Here is a 21,693-nt window from a genome sequence, read left to right on the forward strand (position 1 = left end):
ATAGATATGCATATGGTGCGGTAGAGCCAATTATTGGCGAAAATTTCTTTTTAGTACTTCCTTATTGCAACACAAATTGCATGAACGTGTTTTTAGAAGAGTTATCAAAAGATTATAAGGAAGATAAAATACTACTAGTTTGTGATGGTGCAACATGGCATAAATCAAATGGACTTAAAATCCCAGAAAACATAGAAATAATACATATACCACCCTATACTCCAGAAATGAACCCCATAGAACAAATTTGGAAACAAATAAGGTCAATGGGATTTAGAAATGAGTTTTTTCATTCATTGACAGATGTTGTAAATAGATTATGTGAAACTATAAATCACCTTACTAAAGAAATGGTTAAAAGTATAACTCATAGAGATTGGATACAATATATGGAGTTAAATAGGTATTAGTATAACAATTTTATTAGTGGTTGAAAATATTAAAAAAATATTAAAAATAAAAAAAGATGGCTTTTAACCATCTTAAATATAAAAAATTAATCAATAAAATCTATTTCTTTTCCATCCATATGACTTATTCTTGCTAAAGAGTAAACATCTATACCCATATCATCTAGAAGGGCTCTTCCATCTTGATATGATTTTTCTATAACTATTCCTATACCACATACATTTGCACCAGCTTGTTTGCAGATTGCAACCATGGCCTTTGCTGCTTGACCATTTGCTAAAAAATCATCTATTAATAAAACATTGTCTTCCTCACTAAGGAAGTTTTTAGATACCATTAATCTTTTCATTTCTTCTTTTGTGTAGGAATAACAAGTAGAGGAATATGTATTATCATCAGTTGTAAGAGATTTTTGCTTTCTTGCAAATACCACATCACAGCCAAGCTTTAATCCTGTTAAAAGGGCAGGGGCTATACCTGATGATTCAACTGTAAGAATCTTTGTTATATTTTTATCTTTGAAATGATCTGCAAATTCTTCTGCCATTTCTTGAATCAATTTTGGTTTTATTTGATGGTTTAGGAATGAATCAACTTTTAAAATATCTTTACCATAGACTTCTCCATGGCTCAATATTATTTCTTCTAATTTTTTCATTATAAATATTTACCTCCATAATCTTTCTATTATTATAAAGCAAAGGGGCTTTAAAAGTCAAAAGCACTTTATATAAAGTGTTTTTTGGGTAAGATAATAATATGGATAAATATAATATAATTAAAGATTTGTTAGGATTTATTGATAATAGTCCACTGAATTATTTTGCGGTGGAAAATTCTAAGAATCTACTAAAAGAAAATAGTTTTGTAGAACTTAAGGATAATGAAAAATGGAAGCTTAAAAGAGGTGGCAAGTACTTTATAGACCGAGAAGGTACTGCTCTTATAGCCTTTAGCGTAGGAGATGATTTAAGAAAGGGCTTTGATATAATAGGTTCACATACAGACTCTCCAACTTTTAAAATTAAGACTAAGGCAGAAATGACTAAGAATGGGTTTTTGAAATTAAATGTTGAAGCTTATGGAGGTATGATTGTTTCAACTTGGCTTGATAGGACCTTATCTTTGGCTGGCAAGGTGGTATTTGAAGATGGGGATAAGCTTAAATCAAAACTTGTAAAAATTGATAGAGATTTATTAACTATAGCAAATTGTGCTATTCATATTAATAGAGACTTAAATTCAGCTTATAAATATAATATACAAGATGAATTATCACCAATTCTAGCTTTAGTTGAAGATGATTTTGAAAAAAATGGTTTTTTACAAAAGCTTATTGCAGATGAAATAGGAATAGATTATAAATCTATAGTAGATTTGGATCTTGCCCTTTTTGATAGACAAAAAGGCTCTATTCTTGGTGCAAACAATGAGTTTATTCAAGTAGGAAGACTTGACAATCTAGCTAGTGTTCACCAATCTATAAGAGCTTTAGTGGAAAGTGAAAATAATAAATTTAATGTTTGTGTATTAAATGATAATGAAGAAATAGGTTCAAGGACAAGAGCAGGAGCACAATCTCCATTTTTAGATGAAGTTTTAGAAAGAATTTCTCTAAATCTAGGCTATGATAAAGAAGATTATATGATTGCAATTTCTAATTCATACCTAATATCAGCTGACCTAGCTCATTCTATCCATCCAAACTATACAAGTCTTTACGATCCAACAAACAATACTAGGATAAACAAGGGTATAGCTATAAAAATAGCATCCAATGGAGCTTATTCAACGAATATTGAAACTAGGGCTAGATTTTTAAAACATGCTCAAAATGTAGGAGCTAATGTTCAGACATTCCACAATAGGTCTGATAAAGTTGGTGGGTCAACCATAGGACCGATAGTTTCTGCTAAGTCTGGGATAAAATCAATAGATGTAGGAACACCAATTTTAGCTATGCATTCTATAAGAGAATTTGCAGGTGTAGAAGACCATATAAAAGCTATAGAAATTTTCAAAGATTTTTACAATAAGAAATACTGATTATTTTAAAAGTTATAATCTTAGAGGATTTAAGTTATTAAAGAGTTTGTTTTTGTTACAGGAAATATTTACAAGTCATCATTAAAAGCTATGTAATGTGGCATAGATGCTATAAAAAGAAAGGAATAAAAATGGCAGTATTAGAGCTAACAGTAGTACCAATTGGAACAAAAGAAACATCAGTATCAAAATATGTGGCAGGATGTGAAAAAGTATTACAAAACTATCCTGATCTCGAAATAAGGCTAAATCCAATGGGAACAGTCATCTATGGAGATATAGATAAAGCCTTTGAAGCAATAAGAGCTTGTCAAGAATCTGTTTTTGAAAATGGTGCAGACAGAGTTTACTCGGTAATCAAGATAGATGATAGGCGAGATAAAAAAGCCAGCCTTGATCAAAAAATTAAATCGGTTGAAGATAAAATGTAGTATAAAAGCTTCTATAATAATTGTGTTAGCAAAAGTATTATTTACTTTCATCAACACGATTATTATAGACTCAAAAAATTTTAAAAATTGTTCAAATAAATTATTTTTTAAAGGCTATGAGCGAATAAACTCATAGCCTTTTATCTTTTTTGTCTAAAAACTTCTTTTAATTAGTTTTTAAAAAATCCTAATCCAAAAAGCCTAAGGTTCTATTAGTATTATTTAATTTCAATTTCTGTACGCTCTTCATTATTTAGATGGTCTTCTTTTACCTTCTTTCTTACAGCTATATCTTCAGCTATAAGCTCCATCTCTTTTCTATCGAGTGGGTAGTGCCTGATGACAATCATTGTAACTATAATGCTTGCAAGCACAACACCTAGTATAATGAGCCCTCCCATAAATATAGATGGTGTTAGGGTATCTCCTGGTTGAGGATAGCCATCTGCATATCCAATACCAGCTACTATCCAACCGATAACAACTGGTGCAAGTGAAGAAGCTATTGAGTCGGTTAGTGAGAAGATAGTGCCTATAAGGCCAGGGGCAAACTTACCAGTCTTTGCTGTAACATAGTCTGTGATATCAGCACTCATAGTGAGGACTATAGAAGTAGGATATTGGACAGAAATTTTAGCTAAGATCCAAAGTACTATAAATATAATAGATAAGGTTGAGAAGCTAGAAAGGCTTCTTGTATCTGGAGCTATAAGTAAAAGTCCTATAACAGCTGCAAGTCCAATACTTGCGATAGTAACAGAGGACTTGTATGAGAATTTAAGATCTTTCTTTTGGGCAAATCTTGTAAATAGGAATACAAAAGCAAGCTGTGGTATTATTGTCCAAGCTGCTATATCACCAGAAAGCATGTAGTTGCCAACTATTATACCAAAGAAGATGGCAAGGAAGTTTTGATCTCCTATAACTGTCGCTGCAAACTTAATCATAGCTCCACAAAATGCAAGGACTTTTAGAGGCTTATTATCTTTAAGGATTGAGAAATATTCCTTAAGAGATTGTTTTTCACCTTCTTCTTCTCCAAGACCAAAGTACTTTGGATTATCCTTTCTTTTGATACCAAACATGGCAAGAATTGTAAAGCCAAAGGATATAGCACAAAGAAGAGGTAGGAAATTACCATAAAATTCCATATTGTATGCACCTATACGAGCAAATAGAATCCTAGTAACAAAAAGTTGGCCACCTGTAAACACAACTAAGTTAAATATAGAGTCAAAGATCGAAAATAAAGGTCTTTGTTCTGGATCATTAGTTAGTGAAGCTTGGGCTGCCTTGGTAACTGTTTGTTGAAATGAATACACAATTTTATGAAATATTAGTCCTATAAATAAGGCAACTACTGTTGGTATAGGCATCCTATGTATATTAAATAAAAATATAAAAGATAAAATCAAGCCTATATTAGATAGAAGCATGATTGGTCTATAACGTCCCCATTTTGTGTTTACATTATCGATAATAGTACCGATGGCTGGGTCGATAATACCGTCAAAAAGTCTTGCAAGACCTAGTACACTTGCTATAACAACTGTAGCCATGCCAGCTACACCTGTTGCATAAAAACCTAAAAATCCAAAGGCAAAGAGGTAGAAGTTTGAAGCACTATTGTTAAGTGAAAAAAGAGCAATCTCCCACATTTTGGCCCTATGGTAAGGCTCGGTCTCATGACCTGCTACATAAAGTTTCTTATCATCCATTTATTTCTCCTTATAAAATATTTACCGATACAAGATATGTGCAAAAGTTTACATAGGTTAAAAACCAATCATGTAATCGGTTACATCAATTAATAAAATACAATAATATTTAGGATTTGTCAAGCATTAACTCGATAAACTTTTTTCTATCCATATATCAAACAAATATGAAGAAATTGAATGAAAAATTGCAAATATTGCGGATGCTTTACTTGCTTTGTCTGATGTGAAAGTAATATAATAATACTAATTAATTTTTCTAAACTATCAATCCCTAGGGTTAACGCTTTTAATAATTCTTTTGGTTGATATTTATTATTTTACACAACCTATCAGCATCTGGTAAGAAATTAAAGAATTCGTTTTTTAATCTATAGACCTAAATTGTTTCCAAATTTGTTCTATTGGGTTTATTCTTGTGTATATGCTGTTTACAATGTATTATTTCTTTTGATTTATATCGTATAATCCTATCACAAATTAGTAAAATTACATATCTCTATTTTTTCATAATTATGTGATACTATATTTTTATATATGGCTTTAACAAGACTTTATATAAGCTATTAAGAAAAAGATAAAAAAGATTCCAAACCCATTTGAGCTTGGAATCTTTTAAATTATGCAAAGAGTGGAATCATGTACCTTATTAAAAATAATATAGCTAGGATATAAACTAAAGGTGAAACTTCCTTTCCCTTTCCACATAGAAGTTTTACTATAGCATAAGAAATCATACCAAAGGCAATCCCTTCTGCTATAGAATAGGCAAATGGCATCATTATAATTGTCATAAAAGCTGGGAAGCTTTCTGTAAAGTCTCCAAAGTTTATATCAACTATTGAGTCAATCATGAAAAGTCCTACCATAATTAAGGCAGCAGATGTAGCTTGTGCTGGGATTATTGCTATTAGTGGATAGAAAAATATTGCTAGTAGAAAGCAAAATCCTGTTGAAAGAGCAGTAAGTCCCGTTCTTCCACCTTCTGCAACCCCAGTTGCACTTTCTACGAATGTTGTAACAGTTGAAGTGCCTAATAGGGCACCAATAGTTGTACCAACTGCATCAGCAAAAAGGGCTTTTCCTGCATTAGGAAGTTTTCCATCTTCATCGAGCATATTAGCCTTTGTTGCTACACCTGTAAGGGTTCCTACTGTATCAAATAAGTCAACAAATAAAAAGGCAAATACAACAGAGAACATCTCAAATGAAAATATAGATGAGAAGTCAAGTTTGAATGCTATAGGACTAAGTGTTGGAGGAAGCTGTACAATTCCATTTTCAGGTAGATGGCTTACCCCAGTAAAAAGTGCCAAAATTGTTGATACTACTATACCAATAAGAAGGGCCCCTTTTACCTTTCTAGCGGTTAAAACTGCCATTATTAATAAGGATATGAAAAATATAAAGCTTTCTTTGCTTACAAGGTTTCCAAGTCCTAAAGAAACATCAGTTTTTATAATAACTGTTGAATTTAAAAGGCCTATTAGGGCTATAAAGAGTCCTATACCTACTGAAACTGCTGTTTTTAAGCTTCTTGGAATTGCGTTAAATATGGCTTCTCTAACATTAAAAAGGGATAAAAGTATAAATATAATTCCTTCAATAAACACTGCTGTTAGGGCGAATTCCCAACTTTTTCCCATAGTAAGTACTACAGTATAGGCAAAAAATGCGTTAAGTCCCATACCTGGAGCAAGTCCAAATGGAAGATTGGCATATAGGGCCATTACAAGTATTGCCACTATAGATGAGATAATTGTCGCAGTAAATACTGCACTCTTATCCATACCAGCATCTCCTAAGATTTGTGGATTAACTGCCAAAATATAAGACATAGTCATAAAGGTAGTAATCCCTGCCATAATTTCAGTTTTTACATCACTGCCATTTTTTTTGAGCTTAAAAAATCTTTCGGCAAGTGAATTTTGATTCTTTACCATTAATACCTCCTTAAGTATTTTACGGCACATATTATACCATAATTGCTTTAATTTAATCACTTTATTTTTTTATAGCCTTCTATTATAATGTATGTTAAGGAGGGCGTTTTGACGACAAAAAACATTATAGAACTTATAGCTATGATTACAGGTATTTTATTATCTGCATTTTTTTCATCATCAGAAACAGCTATTACATCGATTAACAAATTTAAACTAAGGCAGCTTGAAGAAAAAGAAGTTAAGAATGCTAGTCTTTTGAAAAAATTAGTGGAAGATAGCCAAAACACAATAACAACTATCCTAGTTGGGAATAATATAGTAAACATACTTACTACTACTATAGCAACTTTATTTTTTACAGATATATTTGGGGCAGCAGGAGCTGCAATATCAACAGTTATTGTTACTATAACAGTACTTATTTTTGGTGAAATTACTCCAAAGATGGAAGCTCAAATAAATAGTGAAAAAATTGCCCTTAGATTTGCAAGAACTATTTATTTTATATCACTAATATTAAAACCACTTGTATTTTTGTTGGGAATTTTCACAAAGTACTTAACCAAGATTATGTCAGATGAGGGTGTTGATAAAAACCAGGTTACAGAAGAAGACTTAAAGACCATAGTAGATGTTGGTGAAGAGCAAGGTGTCCTAAATAACGAAGAAAGTGAAATTATAAATAATGTATTTGACTTTGGTCAGTCTTTTGCATCAGATATAATGACTCCGAGGACTAACATGGAAACTATCTCAATTGATTCAAGCAAGAAGGAGTTAGATGAGTTTTTAATAGAATGTAAACATTCAAGAATTCCAGTTTATGGAGAAAGCATTGATAATATTGTAGGTGTTCTTCATATGAAAGACATAGTAACCTTTATAGCAGAAGGAAGAGATCCAAAATTAAAGGATATGTTAAGACAAACCTACTATGCCTATGAGAATATGAATATTATTGATTTGTTTAAGTCTATGAAGAAGATGAATGTTTCCCTTGCAATTGTAGTTGATGAATATGGTGGAACAGAAGGTCTTGTTTCCATAGAGGATATAGTAGAAGAGCTGGTTGGTGATATTTATGATGAATATGACCTAAATAATGAGAAAATCTATAAAGTTTCCGACAATGAATTTATAATTGAAGCTAGTATGCATATAAATGACTTCAATGATTATTTCAACAAAAATTTACAAGAAGTAAAGAACGATTCTATTGGTGGTCTTGTTATAGATTATTTAAATAGGTTACCTAAAGCTGGTGATTTGGTAAAAGTTTCAGGTATTACCCTTATATGTGAAAAGGTTGAAAGATATAAAATTGACTTAGTTAGGGTAAGATTTAATGAAAATTAAGAGGTGATTATGAAAGATACAGTATATATTACAGGGCATAAAAATCCAGATACAGACTCTATATGCTCGGCTCTTGCCTATGCTAATTTAAAGAATAGGCTAGGAGAAACAAATGCCATACCAATAAGGCTTGGACATATAAATCAAGAAACTCAATTTGTCCTAGATTATTTTGGAATGAAGGCACCTATATTCAAGGATTCAATGAAACTTCAAATAAAGGATATAAATTACGATAATTCTTATAATGTGGATGAATCTTTGCCAATTAGACATGCTTGGTCAATCATTCAAGAAAATAAGCTTAACTCGCTTTTTGTAGTAGATGAAAGAGAAAAACTTATAGGAGTAGCAAGTCTTTCAAATCTCACCCATTCATATATGGAAGTTTGGGATGATAAGATAATAGGAAGAACTCATACTTCTTTAGAAAATATTGCTGATGTGTTATCAGCTAAGGTTATAGTAAATCCTGAAAATCCAAGAGAGTTTACAGGAAAGATGATGGTATTTGCCATGAATGAGAAAGATTCTCCACAAAATGATTTGATTGGTGATGGAGATCTTGTAATCACAGGAAATAGGAGAGAAGCTCAAGAGTATTTATTAGAAAGAAATGTATCTCTTATAATCTTAACTAATGGCTCAGATATTAGTGAAGATTTAAAGGAAATGGCTAAGAACAATCACATAACAATAATTTCTACAGAGTATGATACATTCATGACGGCAAGGCTTCTTCCAATGTCCATTCCTATAGCAAATGTTATGAGTACAGAAAATATTGTATATTTTACACCAGATGATACTGTAGATACTGTTAGAGAGCTTATGGGTAAAACAAGATTTAGATCCTACCCTATCCTTGATACTAGGGGGAGAGTTTTAGGTGCAATTTCTAGATACCATCTTATAACAGATGATAAGAAAAAACTCATCCTAGTCGACCACAATGAACGTAATCAGTCAATAGATGACATAGATTATGCTGAAATAGTAGAGATAATAGACCATCATAGGGTGGCAAATGTTGTTACAAATTCACCCCTATTCTTTAGGGCAGAACCTGTAGGTTCAACCGCAACAATAGTTGCAAAGATGTTTTTTGAATCAGGAATTAGGCCATCAAAGGATATTGCAGGCATTCTTTCTGCAGCTATTATCTCAGATACCCTTTTGTTTAGATCGCCTACAACTACAGAGACAGACAAGAGAATTCTAAAAAGACTTACAAAAATAGCAGACCTTGATGAAGAAGATTTTGCTATGAAGATGTTTAAGGCAGGTACAAGTCTAAAAAACAAGTCTCCAGAAGATTTGATAGAAGGTGATGTAAAGGCCTTTACCATAGGTGAAGATAAGATTAGGGTAGGTCAGGTTATGACTATGAATCCAGAAGAGCTTGAGCCTATAAAGGAAGAATTAGAAGAGCTGATGAAAGAGAAAATTAGTTCAAAAGGAGAAAACACCTTTGTCTTGGTTCTTACAGATATATTTAATAAAAAATCTGAACTTTTAGTTGTAGGTAATTATTTATCTGATATAGAAAATGTTTTTGGAAATAAGGTTAAAAATGGTACAATATCAGCTCCTGGAGTTCTTTCAAGAAAGAAACAAGTTATACCCAAAATTACTGAAGCAATTGTAAATAGCCATAATAATTAATTTTACTTTTTAGGAAAATCATGCTATAATGATTTCAATTAAAACTTAGAGGAGATTAAAGTAATGAAAACCATAAATTTTGTACAATATAGCTTTTACTTTTTTTACTTTACTTTTAATAAGAGTAAGGCTATTTATCATGTGCAAAATCCAAAAACACTTTAAGTTTTGAATTTAGCTTCTTGGTAGATTGCCAAGAAGCTTTTTTTATTTAATTTGGAGGAAAAGAATATGATTATTAAACTAAAAAATGGAGTAAAAAAAGAAAAAATAGAAGAACTAATTAAAGAAATTGAAGATATGGGGCTTAAGGTATCCACTGCAGTTGGAGAAAATACTACTACCCTTGGTCTTTTAGGAGATACATCAAAAGTATCAAAAGATGATATGAAATCAAAAGAGGTTGTAGATGATGTTATAAGAATTCAAGAACCATACAAAAAAGCAAATAGAAAATTTCACCCAGAAGATACAATAATAAGACTAAATAATGGAACTCAAATTGGTGGAGGTACTTTTGTATATATGGCAGGTCCATGCTCTGTTGAAAGCGAAGAGCAAATTGTATCAATTGCAAAAAAAATAAAAGAATCAGGAGCTACGATACTTAGGGGTGGAGCGTTCAAACCAAGGACTAGCCCATACTCATTCCAAGGCTATGGTCCAAAAGCTATAGACTACCTAGTATCTGCTAAAAAGGAAACAGGACTTGCCTTAGTATCTGAGATAATGGAAATAAATCAATTAAAATACTTTGATGACATAGATATCCTTCAAGTAGGAGCAAGAAATATGCAAAATTTTGACTTACTTAAGGAACTTGGGAAAACTGACAAACCTATATTACTTAAGAGAGGACTTTCAGCAACTTATGAAGAGCTTTTAATGGCTGCTGAATATATTATGTCAAATGGAAATACCAAGGTTATTTTATGTGAAAGAGGAATAAGAACATTTGAAACAGCAACAAGAAATACCCTTGATGTAACAGCTGTACCTTTCTTACACGAAAAAACCCACCTTCCAGTAATTATTGATCCATCCCATGCGGCAGGAATAGCAAGATATGTAAGAGACTTATCCTTATCTGCAGTTGCAGTTGGAGCAGATGGACTAATGATAGAAGTACATGAAAATCCAGCTAAGGCCTTCTCGGATGGAGCTCAATGTATCATTCCAGATGAGTTTGATATGCTATTAAAGGCAACAAAACAAATTCATGAATTAAGAAAAAGCTTATAGGAGAAATAAATGACCCAAAGCTTTGGAAAAAATTTAAAGACAACTATATTTGGCTCAAGTCACCAATCTTTTATTGGGGTAGTAATGGATGATATAAAACCGGGCTTTGAGATAGACTATGAAAAACTTTGCACTTTTATGCAAAGAAGAGCTCCGGGAAAGTCTAAATATACTACAAAGAGAAAAGAAGTAGATAAACCTGAGTTTTTATCTGGTGTAATAGACAATAAAATTGTATCCAAGACCATAGTAGGGATTATAAGAAATGGAGATTATCTTTCAAAAGACTATAAAAACTTAATAGATGTACCAAGGCCTTCTCATGCTGACTACACTTCCCTTATAAAATATGGAAAAGATTTGGATATGAATGGATCAGGACCTTTTTCAGGTCGTATAACAGCTCCGCTTTGCCTTGCAGGAGGTATTGCTAAGCAAATAATTGAAAAAAAAGGTATAAAAATTCATGCTAGACTTAAAAATATAGGAGGAATAGAAGATAGGAAAATATCTCTGCTAAATCCTCCTATGGATGAGCTTGATAAAATAAAGAACAAAGAAATTGCAGTTCTTGATGAAAAAAAGGAAAAAGAGATAAGAGTCTTACTTGAAGATGTAAGGGGAAATCTTGACTCGGTTGGGGGAATCTGTCAAGTTTTTGCAACAGGAGTTCCAAAAGGTCTTGGAGATCCAAACTACGATTCTTTTGAATCAAGGATTGCCTACCTTTCTTATGGAGTTCCAGCAGTTAGGGCAGTTTCTTTTGGAGATGGCTTAGACTCTTTTAAAATGAGAGGGTCAGAACATAATGATCAATTTGAAATAATAGACGGAAAAGTAAGGACTAAAACAAACCATGCAGGTGGTGTTGTAGGTGGAATTACAAATGGTGAGGCTGTGGTATTTGATCTTATTTTCAAGCCTACAGCATCAATATCCCTTCCTCAAAAGTCATTTTCCTTAAAAGAAAAAAAAGAAAAAGAGCTTGTAATAAAGGGACGTCATGATCCATGCCTTGCCCTAAGAACGCCACCTATAGCAGAATCTATAATGGCCCTTACAATATTGGACTTCTTAAATGACTTATAAATATATATATGACTTAAAAAATAACATAGACAGATTTTCTGAAGATAAGCTAAAAGAAATTGAAGATATTATAAAAGATAGGTATCAATATATACTTCTTTCAAAAGAAGATGGAGAATTTTCAAAAAAAATATATCAAAAACTTTCAAAAAATCCTTTTATTAAAAAAGGTAAAATTGCAGTAGGAGGATGTAAGGGCTCTTATGCAGATCAGGTTGCAAATATAATTTTTGAAGATAAGAAAATTTCTTATTTTAAGAGATTTTCAGAAATTCTAGATAGCATAGAAAAAGAAAAATCTCAGTATGGAATTTTACCATTAGAAAATTCATCTTATGGATCTGTTAAAGAAGTTTATAATCTTATGCTTAAGAGAAATTTTTATATTATTGGGTCATTTAAGCTAGACATAAATCATTTTTTACTTGGAAATATAGATGCAAATTTAGCTGATATAAAAGAAGTATATTCTCATCCCCAAGCACTGGGTCAGTGTAGGGACTATATTTATGAAAGAAACTTTAAGGAAAATGAGTATTTTAATACAGCTCTTTCTGCAAAGTATGTTAAAGAATCTAATGATAAGAGTAAGGCAGCCATAGCTAGCAAATTTGCAGCAAAAGAGTATGGATTAAAAATACTTGATAAGAATATCCAAAATGAAGAAAACAACTACACTAGATTTATTATTGTAGCTAAGGATATAAAAATCTTTGAAAATTCAAACAAAATTTCCATAAGACTAAAGGCCCTAGATAAACCGGGATCTCTTATAGAAATAGTAGAATTTTTTAAAATTTTAGGTATAAATATGACTAAACTTGAGTCAAGTCCTATACCAGGTTCAGACTTTAAATTTATTTTTTATTTTGACTTTGATGGAAATATAAGAGAAAAGAAGGTAAGAGTACTTTTAGATATATTGAAAAAGGAAGCTGATGATTTTGAATTTATGGGAAATTATATAGAATTTTAAAGATAGTAAATTAATTTGACAAATCCTAAAAATGGATATATAATCATAATAACTTATAAGTTATTAGTTTTAGATTATTTTAAAACTTTGATCAGAAGTAAGTAAGTTTTACAATTCTTTTATAGAGAGCTTGTGTGTGGTGGAAACAAGTAAGGAACTAAGACTGAATGGATCTGAGAGTGCGAGGTGAATATAGTAGCCGAGTCGTTTCCCGCGTTATAGGGATATGATATGAAAGTTATTATGATTAGTATCAGAATAAAGATGTGCAGATTTTTTTGCATAAGTAGGATGGCACCGCGAATTTATACCATTTGCTCCTAATATAGGAGCAAGTGGTTTTTTATTGGGAATTTTTAAATATTAGGAAAAAAGGAGTTTATAATGAAAACAAGAACAATTACACAGTCAGCTATACTTTTAGCTATAGGAACAATACTTCACCTTATACCAGGTTTCGTAAATATGGTAAAACCAGATTTTATGTTAGTTTGCGTATTTACTATAATAATTGCAAATAAAGATATTAAAACAGCCTTAGCAGTAGGTGTTGCTGGTGGAATCCTTGCTGGAATTACAACAAGTGCTCCAGGTGGATTTGTTCCGAATTTTGTAGATAAGGTCATTTCAAGCTTATTTGTTTATGCAGGAAGTAAATTTATAGCTGAAAATAAAATAGGAAGTCTAGTATCAAAAGGAGCACTTTACTTTTTAGGAACATGTCTTTCTGGACTTATATTTTTATTTTTAATGAACTTAGCAGGAGCTCTTCCTAAAGGCGTTGGAGTGCCAGCTATGTTTTTAGCTCTAGTTATACCAACAGCAGCAGTAAATATAATAGTGGGTTTATTCTTTGACAAAATTTTAGGACTTTATAATAAAAGATTTGTATAGATAATTAAATATGAAATTTATGATTAGAAGTAAGAAATCCCTACAAGGCTTTAAAGAAAATAAGCATATGGTTGGAAGCTTATAGGATGAGTAAGGATGAATGGAGATATGAATGAGAGCTGAAGAAAGTAACTGAGTTGCTTTCTTCATCTATAAAAATAGGATTTGTAATTATCTGATAGAAAATCGAAAGCTTTAAGTATAGGATGGCATCACGAATTAACCATTTGTTCCTATAGGGGACAAGTGGTTTTTTATAGAAAAATTTAAGCAAAAATAAGGATTACTCTATATTACAAGCAAAATATTAGTTGCAAATAGGATGGTTAAATAATAGAATAAAAATATAAAAGTTATTAGTTAACTGATAATTGTATAGAAATTTATCCGACTTATTTTTTGAAGTAAGATTAGAAATTTGCTTTTTTTTAATAAAGTGCTTTGTCTCGGTTTTTTATACATATTTTTAATAGAATAATTTGCTATTTTACTTTATTAGATAATAAAATTTATTTATAACAGAGAAGGATAGAAGGTGTAATACTTGTGGAAACTTATTTAGAAGTCAATTTAAGTAATATAAAATACAATCTCAATGCTATGAGAAATTTAGATAAGGATGCTATGTTTTGTGCAGTTCTTAAAGCAGATGCCTATGGGTTAGGAGCTGTAAAAATTGCCAAAGAAATAGAGGGGGATATAGATTATATAGCTGTAGCAAGACTTTCTGAGGCTATAGAATTAAGAGAAAATAGTATCGATACTCCTATATTGATACTTGGATATGTTCCAGTAGAAAATATAGAAAAATGCATAAAATATAATATTGATATAGCAATTTATGATTTGGACTTAGCTAAGGCTATTAATAGTTGTATTGATAATAAAATAAAGGGTCACTTAGCTCTTGATACAGGACATAGTAGGATTGGCTTTAGAGATTTTGAAATTGATAAGATAAAAGAGCTTAAAAAACTAGATAATATAGATATAATATCTGCTTTCTCACATTTTTCTACTGCTGATGAAGAAGATAAGTCTTATACTAAGTTTCAGTATGAAACATTCAATAAGATAATAGATAAAGTAAAGAATGACTTTGATTTTAAATTTGTACATATTTCAAATGATGCATCAGCAATAGCTCACAATATTACAAAGGATATGGTAAGAAGTGGAATAAGTTTATTTGGAATATATCCATCTGATTATATGAGAGAATTAAATCAGATAGAAATTAAAAAAACTTTTGAATTATATTCAAGTGTGTCATTTATAAAAGAAGTTAAAAAAGGGACTTATATTAGCTATGGGAGAACATTTAAGGCACCTAAAAATATGAAAATTGCCACTATATCTATCGGTTATGCTGATGGTTACTTTAGAAAATTCTCAAATTGTGGAACAATGATTATAAATGGAAAGCCTTGTCAGGTAGTAGGTAGGGTTTGTATGGATCAAGTTATGGTTGATATTACCGGATTAGATTGCAAAGTTGGAGATAAGGTAATAGTTTATTCAGATATATATGAAGAAGCAAATAAGGTTGATACCATAGTTTATGAGCTTATGACCTCAGTAAGTAAAAGAGTTCCAAGAATATATAAAAAATAATGATACTCTTGCAGCAAAGAAAATTTACTGCAAGAGTTTTTTTTATTTAAAAAATATTTAAATTATTTATTTTGTCTAAAGAAATAATATAAAAAAAGATTTTAAAATTTTCATTTTGCTTTATAATAAAAATATTAGTTTTTAATTAAAAAGGATGGAAACAATGGATAGAATTATAAAAATAAATACAGAACTAAGCAACTTTTTATGGGGATATCCAATGATTGTTGTACTTTTATTTGGAGGAATTTACCTTATAATAAAATCTGATTTTTGGGTCTTTAAGAACTTCTCATATATTTTTAAAAATACATTTGGAAGACTTTTTAAAGATTCAAAAAGTGATAAAAATTCAATTTCTCCCTTCCAGGCTGTATCAACTGCCCTTGCTGGAACAATAGGAGCTGGGAATATAGTTGGAGTTGCAACAGCTATTGAATTTGGAGGTGCTGGTGCTATATTTTGGATGTGGATTGCAGCCCTTATTTGTATGACTACAAAGATGGTTGAAGTGTCGATGGCTGTAGCTACTAGAGAAAATGATTATGATGGTAAGCTCATTGGTGGTCCTATGTATTATATATCAAAAGGTGCAGGATCTAAATTTTTAGCAAAACTTTTTTCTTTTTTTGCCTTCATTGCAATAATTGGTACAGGTGCCCTAGTTCAGTCTAACTCAATTTCTGAATCAGTTAATAGCATTACAGGTTTACCCCTATACATAACTGGAATAATAATTTTAGTATTTATGTTTCTAGTAATAGTTGGAGGTATCAAAAGAATAGGAGCTTTTGCGGCAAAGATAGTTCCATTTATGTCAATTTTTTATATTTTGGGTTGTATTTTAATTCTTATTCTTCAGATAGATAAATTACTGCCAGCTTTTAAAGAAATTTTTATAAGTGCATTTACTAAATCATCAGCTATTGGTGGATTTACTGGAGGAGGAATTCTTGTGTCTATAAGATGGGGACTAGCAAGAGGGATTTTTTCAAATGAGGCAGGTCTCGGAACAGCTCCTATGGCCCATGCCACAAGCCATACAGACCATCCTATAAGACAAGGTATGTGGGGAGCTGTAGAAGTTTTTGTATCATCAATGATAATATGTACCATGACAGCCCTAGTAATTATAACAAGTGGACTTTGGAAAAATCCAGAACTTCAAGGTGCAGCCTTAACAGCTCATTCCTTTTCAAAAGTTCTTCCTCTAGGGAAATATATAGTAGCTGTAGCCCTTATTCTTTTTGCTTTTACAACAGCTGTATCATGGTGTTATTATGGTCAAAGATGTGTAAAATATCTTACTGGTTCAAGTAAGTTGTCAGAAATTTTTAAGTATGCCTATATTGGATTTTGTTATCTAGGTTCTATCGGTGGTCTTAAATTCGCATGGGGTGTTGCCGATACAGCCAATGCTCTTATGGTAATACCAAATGTTATAGCACTTATTATAATGAGTAATACTTATAGAAAGATTTTAAAAGATTTTGATAAGTATAAGGATGGATCTTTAAGAGGGGATTATAAATGGACTTATGATAATAAGTGGAGAAAATATTTTGAAAATTAAAAACAAGTAAACAAAAATCAGCTGATTATAAAGTCAGCTGATTTTTATTAATTATTTAAAAGTTCAAGCATATAATCAGGATCTAGTCCATGTACCATACAAGCTTCATCAAGGGTTTCGTATAATGATGAAGGGCATGCTATACAACCCATTCCTACTTGTAGGAATTTATTTATTGATTCTGGTTTTGCTTGTATTATATCACCGATTAACATATCGTGTGTAATTTCTACCTTTTCTTTTCTTTTCTCTTCTAAAGCCATAAATAACCCTCCTTTAGTATAGATACATTTTACTATAAGATATATAAAAAATCAAAGCATTTTACTATGGATTGGAGTACAATTTACTTAGGAGTTATTATGGATAAGTAAAAATTAAATCAAATAAATGAACTAAGAGAAGAACTTAGAAAAATAGATGAAAAAATGATTGAATTATCAAATAAGGGGAATTTCCTTTTATTTTTTATTAAATCTATTCTTACAGCTATAGTCTTTGTATTAGTATCAAATCTTTTTAATCTTCCAAATCAAGCTAAAATTATAGTTTTTGTTCTTATTTTTATCATGGCAAATTTCTTTCAGGCTTTAATAATTAAGCATACTAGAAAAGATGAACTAGAAAATTTAAAAAAAGAGCAAATTAAAATTCAAGTTGAAATATTTAAACTTTCAAAAGACTTGAAATAGATTAACAATTGAAAAAGATATAAGTATTAGTATAATATTAGCAGTCGAAAGAGTAAAGTGCTAAGGAGGATTTATGAAAAAAGAATTTAAAGCTGAAGCTAAAAAAGTTATGGATTTAATGATTAATTCTATTTATACAAATAAGGATATTTTTCTTAGAGAATTAATTTCAAATGCTTCAGATGCTATTGATAAATTATATTATAAAGATTTAAAATCAGATAAAAATGTTGATAAAAGTGATTATTATATAGAAATTATACCAAATAAGGATCAGAGAAGTCTTACTATAAAAGATACTGGTATAGGAATGGATGAAACTGAACTTGAAGAAAATCTCGGAACTATAGCAAAATCAGGAACTGAGATATTCAAAAAAAATGTCAAAGATGAAAATATAGATAATCTTATTGGACAATTTGGTGTAGGATTCTATTCGGCTTTTATGGTAAGTGATAAGATTGTAGTAAATTCCAAAAAAGATGACAAAGCTCATAAATGGATTAGTGAAAATGCTGAAAACTATGAAATAGAAGATTCAGAAAAAGAGGACCAAGGTACAGAGATTACCCTATTCTTAAAAGAGAATACTAAAGATGAAAATTATGACATCTACATTGACCAATATAAAATAAAAGAACTTGTAAGAAGATATTCCAACTATATTAGATATCCTATAAAAATGGAAGTTACAAAGTCTAGAAAGGCTGAAGACTCCACTGATGAAAATCCAAAATATGAAGAATATACAGAAGTTGAAGTCCTAAATTCAGAAATTCCAATTTGGAAGAAGAATAAAAAAGATTTAAAAGATGAAGAATATATAAATTTCTATAAGGATCAAGGATATGGATTTGATGATCCACTTTCATGGATTCATTTAGACATAGAAGGTGCGGTTAGATTTAAGGCAATTATCTATATACCAAGAAAGGCTCCTTTTGATTTTTATTCAAAAGACTTTCAAAAAGGGCTTGAGCTTTACTCAAATGGTGTAAAAATAAAAGAAAGACATGAAGATCTTTTAGATGATGAATTTGCCTTCGCCAAGGGAGTTGTAGAAAGTGATGATATATCACTTAATATATCAAGAGAAACCCTACAACAAACAAGAGAGCTTAGGTTTATATCCAAACAAATAAACAAGAGAATAAAATCTCATCTTCTAGACTTAATGAACAATGACAGGGAAAAATATGAAACTTTCTTCAAAGAATTTGGGAACAATATTAAAGTCGCTATATATGAATCATACGGAGCAAAAAAGGATAAGTTAGAAGATTTACTTCTATTTTATTCAAGAAATGAAGATAAGCTAATTTCACTTTCCGAATACAAGGAAAATATGAAATCAACTGATGAAAGTATATTATATGCGGTTGGAGAAAGTTTGGAAAAAATAAAAGAATCACCAGCCCTCAAATCAGTTGACAAAGACTGTGATGTACTTCTACTTTATGAAAAGCTTGATGAATTCTTAATAAAGATGCTAGGAAAATACAAGGACATAGAGTTTAAGTCTATAAGTCAAGTAGAAGATAATGAAGAAGAATCAGAAGATGACAAGGATCTTATAGGAAAGATGAAAGAAATTTTACCAGATGAGGTAGTTGATGTAAAGATATCTGAAAATCTATCTGATGAAGTAATATCTATGATTAAGCAAAAGGGTGAAGTTTCTATAGAAATGGAGAAAACCCTAAAATTGCAAGAAAATGCTCCTCATATCAAAGCTCAAAAAGTTCTTGAAATAAATAAGAATTCTAAGGCTTATGACCTACTCAAAAAGGCAGATGAGAATGAATTAAAAATATTGACAAATATCTTATTTGACCAAGCAAAATTATTAGAAGGACTAGAAATAGAAGATCCAATGACCTATACTAAAAATATTTGGAAATTAATTTAGGAGAAATCATGACAGAGTATAAGAGAAAAAATGTTTGGCAAAATCTTACAACAGATGAAGAAAAAGAATTAGAGAATCTATCAAAAGATTATATGAATTTTCTTGATGTTGCAAAAACTGAAAGGCTTGCTTGTAGTGAAATTGTAAGATATGCCAAAGAAAATGGTTATGTTGATATCGAAGAAAAAATCAAAGACGGAAAACTCCAAGCAGGGGACAAGGTTTATGCTATAAATAAAAACAAAGCAGTAGCTATGTTTCATATAGGAAGTGAGGATTTCAGTAAGGGTCTTTCTATAGTAGGAGGTCATATAGACTCACCTAGGCTTGATTTAAAGCCAGTTCCACTTAAAGAAGATAATGGAATTGCCTATCTTAAGACCCACTATTATGGTGGAGTAAAAAAATACCATTGGACAAACATCCCGCTTGCCCTACATGGTGTAGTCTTTACAAAAGATGGTGAAAAAATAGATATTTCTATAGGAGAAAGAGAAGATGAACCTGTATTTTTCATCTCAGAGCTTTTAATTCACCTATCAAAAGAATTACTTACAAAAGCTGCTAAAGATGTTGTAACAGGAGAGCAACTTTCAATCATAGTTGGAAACAGACCTTTAAAAAATGAGGATGACAATCCAGTTAAAAAAAATATCCTAAAGATATTAAATGATAAGTACAATATTGAAGAAGAAGATTTCATTACAGCAGAACTTGAAGTAGTTCCAGCTGGAAAATCAAGAGAAGTTGGATTTGATAGGTCAATGATTGCAGCTCATGGACATGATGATAGGGTGTGTTCGTATGCGGCCTTAAGAGCCTTACTTGATATAAAGGAAACTAAAAAAACTCTAGTTGGGCTTTTTGTAGACAAAGAAGAAATAGGTTCTGTTGGAGCTACAGGCATGACATCACAATTTTTTGAAAATACCCTACTTGAGCTGATGAATTTAAAAGAAGCAGTAAATTTAGTGACTTTCAAAAGAGCCTTAAAAAATTCTAAGGTACTTTCAGCAGATGTTACTCTTGCTGACGATCCTAATTTTCCTGATGCCACAGAAAGCCAAAATGCAGCCCAATTATCTCATGGTGTAGCTTTAACTAAATATACAGGTTCAGGTGGAAAAGGTGGCTCAAATGATGCTAATGCAGAATATCTTTCAGAAGTACGTATTGCCTTTAATAAAGAGAAAGTTATTTACCAAACAGGAGAGCTTGGAAAGATTGACCAAGGTGGTGGTGGAACTATAGCTTATATACTTGCAGAATATGGAATGGATGTAGTAGATTGTGGGACACCAGTTATATCCATGCATGCACCAATTGAACTAATCTCAAAAGCTGACTTTTACTCTACATTTACAGCATATAAAGCATTTTATAAAAACATTTGACAATATATTTAATCTGTCGTATAATATTAAGCTGATTTGACAATTTATGCTTTCTATAGTATAATAGTTACAAATGCATGGAAGGTGGATATATGGAATTTAAATCAGTAAATGAAATAAGGACAGCTGTTGAAGAAAATGTAGGTAAGGAAGTTACACTTAAAGCTGATAAAGGTAGGAAAAGAATTGTCACAAAAAATGGTGTGATTTTAGACGCTTTCCCAAGTGTTTTTACAATAAAAGTAAATAATGATTTTAATACAGAAAGAACTGTATCTTACAGTTACTCAGATGTACTAACTTCAACTGTTAAGTTACAGATAAAAAACTAAATTAATATAAAAATCATCGTTGAGATATACGGTGATTTTTGATTTTTAGGTATAAAAAAATCTATTGCATTAATTTGCAATAGATTTTTTCTTTTTTACTTATTACTTATTTGAGCTAGCATCATTTGATTCTGGTTTGCTTGAATCGTTTGATTTGTCATCAGATTTAGCATTTGATTTATCATCAGATTTAGTCTTTGACTTATCGTTTGATTTATCATTTGACTTAGCATCATTTGATGCTGGAGCTGTTGTTTCTGTTGTTGTTGTAGAAGCTGGTTCTTCTTTTTTATTGTTTGAGTTTCCACATCCAACTAGTGCAATTGATAATGCTAATACTGGTAATACTTTTTTAATTTTCATTTTTAAATCCCCCTAAAATTATATTGCTACCTTACATTCCTG

20 protein-coding genes and 1 other annotated feature are annotated in these 21,693 nt (G+C 30.9%); of the genes, 15 read left to right on the forward strand and 5 right to left on the reverse strand.

Going from position 1 to position 21,693, the window contains the following annotated elements:
- Positions 1 to 410 (forward strand): IS630 family transposase (locus tag HV819_RS09605; RefSeq protein WP_176270079.1); only part of this gene is annotated, 410 nt, incomplete at its 5' end.
- An 86-nt stretch (positions 411 to 496) separates the two neighbouring features.
- Here HV819_RS09605 and HV819_RS09610 read toward each other — a convergent pair.
- Positions 497 to 1,069 carry a xanthine phosphoribosyltransferase gene (locus tag HV819_RS09610; protein WP_154540270.1) on the reverse strand — a complete coding sequence of 191 codons (573 nt, stop codon included), beginning with the start codon at positions 1,067 to 1,069 and terminating at the stop codon, positions 497 to 499.
- A 101-nt stretch (positions 1,070 to 1,170) separates the two neighbouring features.
- Here HV819_RS09610 and HV819_RS09615 point away from each other — a divergent pair, with 101 nt between their 5' ends.
- Together HV819_RS09615 and HV819_RS09620 are read left to right on the forward strand one after the other, a co-directional pair.
- Complete coding sequence (locus HV819_RS09615; RefSeq protein WP_154540272.1) at positions 1,171 to 2,457, forward strand: M18 family aminopeptidase; 1,287 nt, start codon at positions 1,171 to 1,173, stop codon at positions 2,455 to 2,457.
- A 131-nt stretch (positions 2,458 to 2,588) separates the two neighbouring features.
- Positions 2,589 to 2,888, forward strand: coding sequence for an MTH1187 family thiamine-binding protein (locus tag HV819_RS09620; RefSeq protein WP_154540274.1), 300 nt, complete (start codon positions 2,589 to 2,591; stop codon positions 2,886 to 2,888).
- 218 nt (positions 2,889 to 3,106) lie between these two features.
- Here HV819_RS09620 and HV819_RS09625 read toward each other — a convergent pair whose 3' ends face one another.
- Positions 3,107 to 4,606, reverse strand: coding sequence for an MFS transporter (locus HV819_RS09625; RefSeq protein ID WP_154540276.1), 1,500 nt, complete (start codon positions 4,604 to 4,606; stop codon positions 3,107 to 3,109).
- A 620-nt stretch (positions 4,607 to 5,226) separates the two neighbouring features.
- On the reverse strand, positions 5,227 to 6,549 hold the full coding sequence (locus HV819_RS09630) for an NCS2 family permease (protein WP_176270080.1): 1,323 nt from the start codon (positions 6,547 to 6,549) through the stop codon (positions 5,227 to 5,229).
- A 108-nt stretch (positions 6,550 to 6,657) separates the two neighbouring features.
- Here HV819_RS09630 and HV819_RS09635 point away from each other — a divergent pair, with 108 nt between their 5' ends.
- From HV819_RS09635 to HV819_RS09670, 8 genes are all read left to right on the forward strand, one after another.
- Positions 6,658 to 7,908, forward strand: a complete 1,251-nt coding sequence (locus tag HV819_RS09635) for a hemolysin family protein (RefSeq protein ID WP_235942784.1) — start codon at positions 6,658 to 6,660, stop codon at positions 7,906 to 7,908.
- Positions 7,909 to 7,917: 9 nt separating this feature from the next.
- Positions 7,918 to 9,573, forward strand: coding sequence for a putative manganese-dependent inorganic diphosphatase (locus HV819_RS09640; protein ID WP_176270081.1), 1,656 nt, complete (start codon positions 7,918 to 7,920; stop codon positions 9,571 to 9,573).
- A gap of 231 nt (positions 9,574 to 9,804) precedes the next feature.
- Positions 9,805 to 10,815: a 3-deoxy-7-phosphoheptulonate synthase gene (gene aroF, locus HV819_RS09645; RefSeq protein WP_176270082.1), complete on the forward strand. Its 1,011-nt coding sequence runs from the start codon at positions 9,805 to 9,807 to the stop codon at positions 10,813 to 10,815.
- A gap of 9 nt (positions 10,816 to 10,824) precedes the next feature.
- Positions 10,825 to 11,904 carry a chorismate synthase gene (gene aroC / locus HV819_RS09650; RefSeq protein WP_154540285.1) on the forward strand — a complete coding sequence of 360 codons (1,080 nt, stop codon included), beginning with the start codon at positions 10,825 to 10,827 and terminating at the stop codon, positions 11,902 to 11,904.
- Positions 11,894 to 12,880, forward strand: a complete 987-nt coding sequence (locus HV819_RS09655) for a prephenate dehydratase (RefSeq protein WP_154540287.1) — start codon at positions 11,894 to 11,896, stop codon at positions 12,878 to 12,880. Before aroC ends, HV819_RS09655 begins: the two co-directional genes overlap by 11 nt.
- Positions 12,881 to 12,958: 78 nt before the next feature.
- Positions 12,959 to 13,205: a binding site (T-box leader), on the forward strand.
- Between the two features lie 59 nt (positions 13,206 to 13,264).
- Complete coding sequence (locus HV819_RS09660) at positions 13,265 to 13,774, forward strand: tryptophan transporter (protein WP_154540289.1); 510 nt, start codon at positions 13,265 to 13,267, stop codon at positions 13,772 to 13,774.
- Positions 13,775 to 14,320: 546 nt separating this feature from the next.
- Positions 14,321 to 15,388 (forward strand): alanine racemase, encoded by a 1,068-nt coding sequence (gene alr / locus HV819_RS09665; RefSeq protein WP_326831242.1) that lies wholly within the window; start codon positions 14,321 to 14,323, stop codon positions 15,386 to 15,388.
- 163 nt (positions 15,389 to 15,551) lie between these two features.
- Complete coding sequence (locus HV819_RS09670; RefSeq protein ID WP_154540291.1) at positions 15,552 to 16,961, forward strand: alanine/glycine:cation symporter family protein; 1,410 nt, start codon at positions 15,552 to 15,554, stop codon at positions 16,959 to 16,961.
- A gap of 47 nt (positions 16,962 to 17,008) precedes the next feature.
- On the opposite strand, the gene HV819_RS09675 is transcribed toward HV819_RS09670, so the two are convergent.
- Positions 17,009 to 17,224, reverse strand: a complete 216-nt coding sequence (locus HV819_RS09675; protein WP_154540293.1) for a DUF1858 domain-containing protein — start codon at positions 17,222 to 17,224, stop codon at positions 17,009 to 17,011.
- Positions 17,225 to 17,389: 165 nt separating this feature from the next.
- Here HV819_RS09675 and HV819_RS09680 point away from each other — a divergent pair, with 165 nt between their 5' ends.
- From HV819_RS09680 to HV819_RS09695, 4 genes are all read left to right on the forward strand, one after another.
- The gene (locus HV819_RS09680) at positions 17,390 to 17,653 is read left to right on the forward strand and encodes a hypothetical protein (RefSeq protein ID WP_176270083.1); all 264 of its coding nucleotides are present in this window, start codon (positions 17,390 to 17,392) and stop codon (positions 17,651 to 17,653) included.
- Positions 17,654 to 17,726: 73 nt separating this feature from the next.
- A complete protein-coding gene (htpG, locus tag HV819_RS09685; RefSeq protein ID WP_154540297.1) occupies positions 17,727 to 19,562 on the forward strand; it encodes a molecular chaperone HtpG in 1,836 nt (611 codons plus the stop codon).
- An 8-nt stretch (positions 19,563 to 19,570) separates the two neighbouring features.
- Positions 19,571 to 20,956, forward strand: a complete 1,386-nt coding sequence (locus tag HV819_RS09690) for an aminopeptidase (RefSeq protein WP_176270084.1) — start codon at positions 19,571 to 19,573, stop codon at positions 20,954 to 20,956.
- 92 nt (positions 20,957 to 21,048) lie between these two features.
- Entirely contained in the window at positions 21,049 to 21,288 is a 240-nt protein-coding gene (locus tag HV819_RS09695) for a Veg family protein (protein ID WP_154540301.1), read from the forward strand.
- 102 nt (positions 21,289 to 21,390) lie between these two features.
- Here HV819_RS09695 and HV819_RS09700 read toward each other — a convergent pair whose 3' ends face one another.
- Entirely contained in the window at positions 21,391 to 21,651 is a 261-nt protein-coding gene (locus HV819_RS09700; RefSeq protein WP_154540303.1) for a hypothetical protein, read from the reverse strand.
- Positions 21,652 to 21,693: the final 42 nt, after the last annotated feature.

Origin of the sequence: Anaerococcus faecalis, from assembly GCF_013371425.1 — a bacterium.
In the GTDB taxonomy this organism is placed as follows: domain Bacteria; phylum Bacillota; class Clostridia; order Tissierellales; family Peptoniphilaceae; genus Anaerococcus; species Anaerococcus porci.

Excerpts from the sequence above, each read along its gene's own strand:
- HV819_RS09610 (WP_154540270.1), bottom strand. The coding sequence starts at position 1,069 with ATGAAAAAATTAGAAGAAATAATATTGAGCCATGGAGAAGTCTATGGT.
- HV819_RS09660 (WP_154540289.1), top strand. The coding sequence starts at position 13,265 with ATGAAAACAAGAACAATTACACAGTCAGCTATACTTTTAGCTATAGGA.
- HV819_RS09700 (WP_154540303.1), bottom strand. The coding sequence starts at position 21,651 with ATGAAAATTAAAAAAGTATTACCAGTATTAGCATTATCAATTGCACTA.
- HV819_RS09615 (WP_154540272.1), top strand. The coding sequence starts at position 1,171 with ATGGATAAATATAATATAATTAAAGATTTGTTAGGATTTATTGATAAT.
- HV819_RS09680 (WP_176270083.1), top strand. The coding sequence starts at position 17,390 with ATGATTGAATTATCAAATAAGGGGAATTTCCTTTTATTTTTTATTAAA.
- HV819_RS09640 (WP_176270081.1), top strand. The coding sequence starts at position 7,918 with ATGAAAGATACAGTATATATTACAGGGCATAAAAATCCAGATACAGAC.
- HV819_RS09690 (WP_176270084.1), top strand. The coding sequence starts at position 19,571 with ATGACAGAGTATAAGAGAAAAAATGTTTGGCAAAATCTTACAACAGAT.
- HV819_RS09675 (WP_154540293.1), bottom strand. The coding sequence starts at position 17,224 with ATGGCTTTAGAAGAGAAAAGAAAAGAAAAGGTAGAAATTACACACGAT.
- HV819_RS09670 (WP_154540291.1), top strand. The coding sequence starts at position 15,552 with ATGGATAGAATTATAAAAATAAATACAGAACTAAGCAACTTTTTATGG.
- HV819_RS09655 (WP_154540287.1), top strand. The coding sequence starts at position 11,894 with ATGACTTATAAATATATATATGACTTAAAAAATAACATAGACAGATTT.
- htpG (WP_154540297.1), top strand. The coding sequence starts at position 17,727 with ATGAAAAAAGAATTTAAAGCTGAAGCTAAAAAAGTTATGGATTTAATG.
- HV819_RS09625 (WP_154540276.1), bottom strand. The coding sequence starts at position 4,606 with ATGGATGATAAGAAACTTTATGTAGCAGGTCATGAGACCGAGCCTTAC.
- HV819_RS09620 (WP_154540274.1), top strand. The coding sequence starts at position 2,589 with ATGGCAGTATTAGAGCTAACAGTAGTACCAATTGGAACAAAAGAAACA.
- aroC (WP_154540285.1), top strand. The coding sequence starts at position 10,825 with ATGACCCAAAGCTTTGGAAAAAATTTAAAGACAACTATATTTGGCTCA.
- HV819_RS09630 (WP_176270080.1), bottom strand. The coding sequence starts at position 6,549 with ATGGTAAAGAATCAAAATTCACTTGCCGAAAGATTTTTTAAGCTCAAA.
- HV819_RS09695 (WP_154540301.1), top strand. The coding sequence starts at position 21,049 with ATGGAATTTAAATCAGTAAATGAAATAAGGACAGCTGTTGAAGAAAAT.
- aroF (WP_176270082.1), top strand. The coding sequence starts at position 9,805 with ATGATTATTAAACTAAAAAATGGAGTAAAAAAAGAAAAAATAGAAGAA.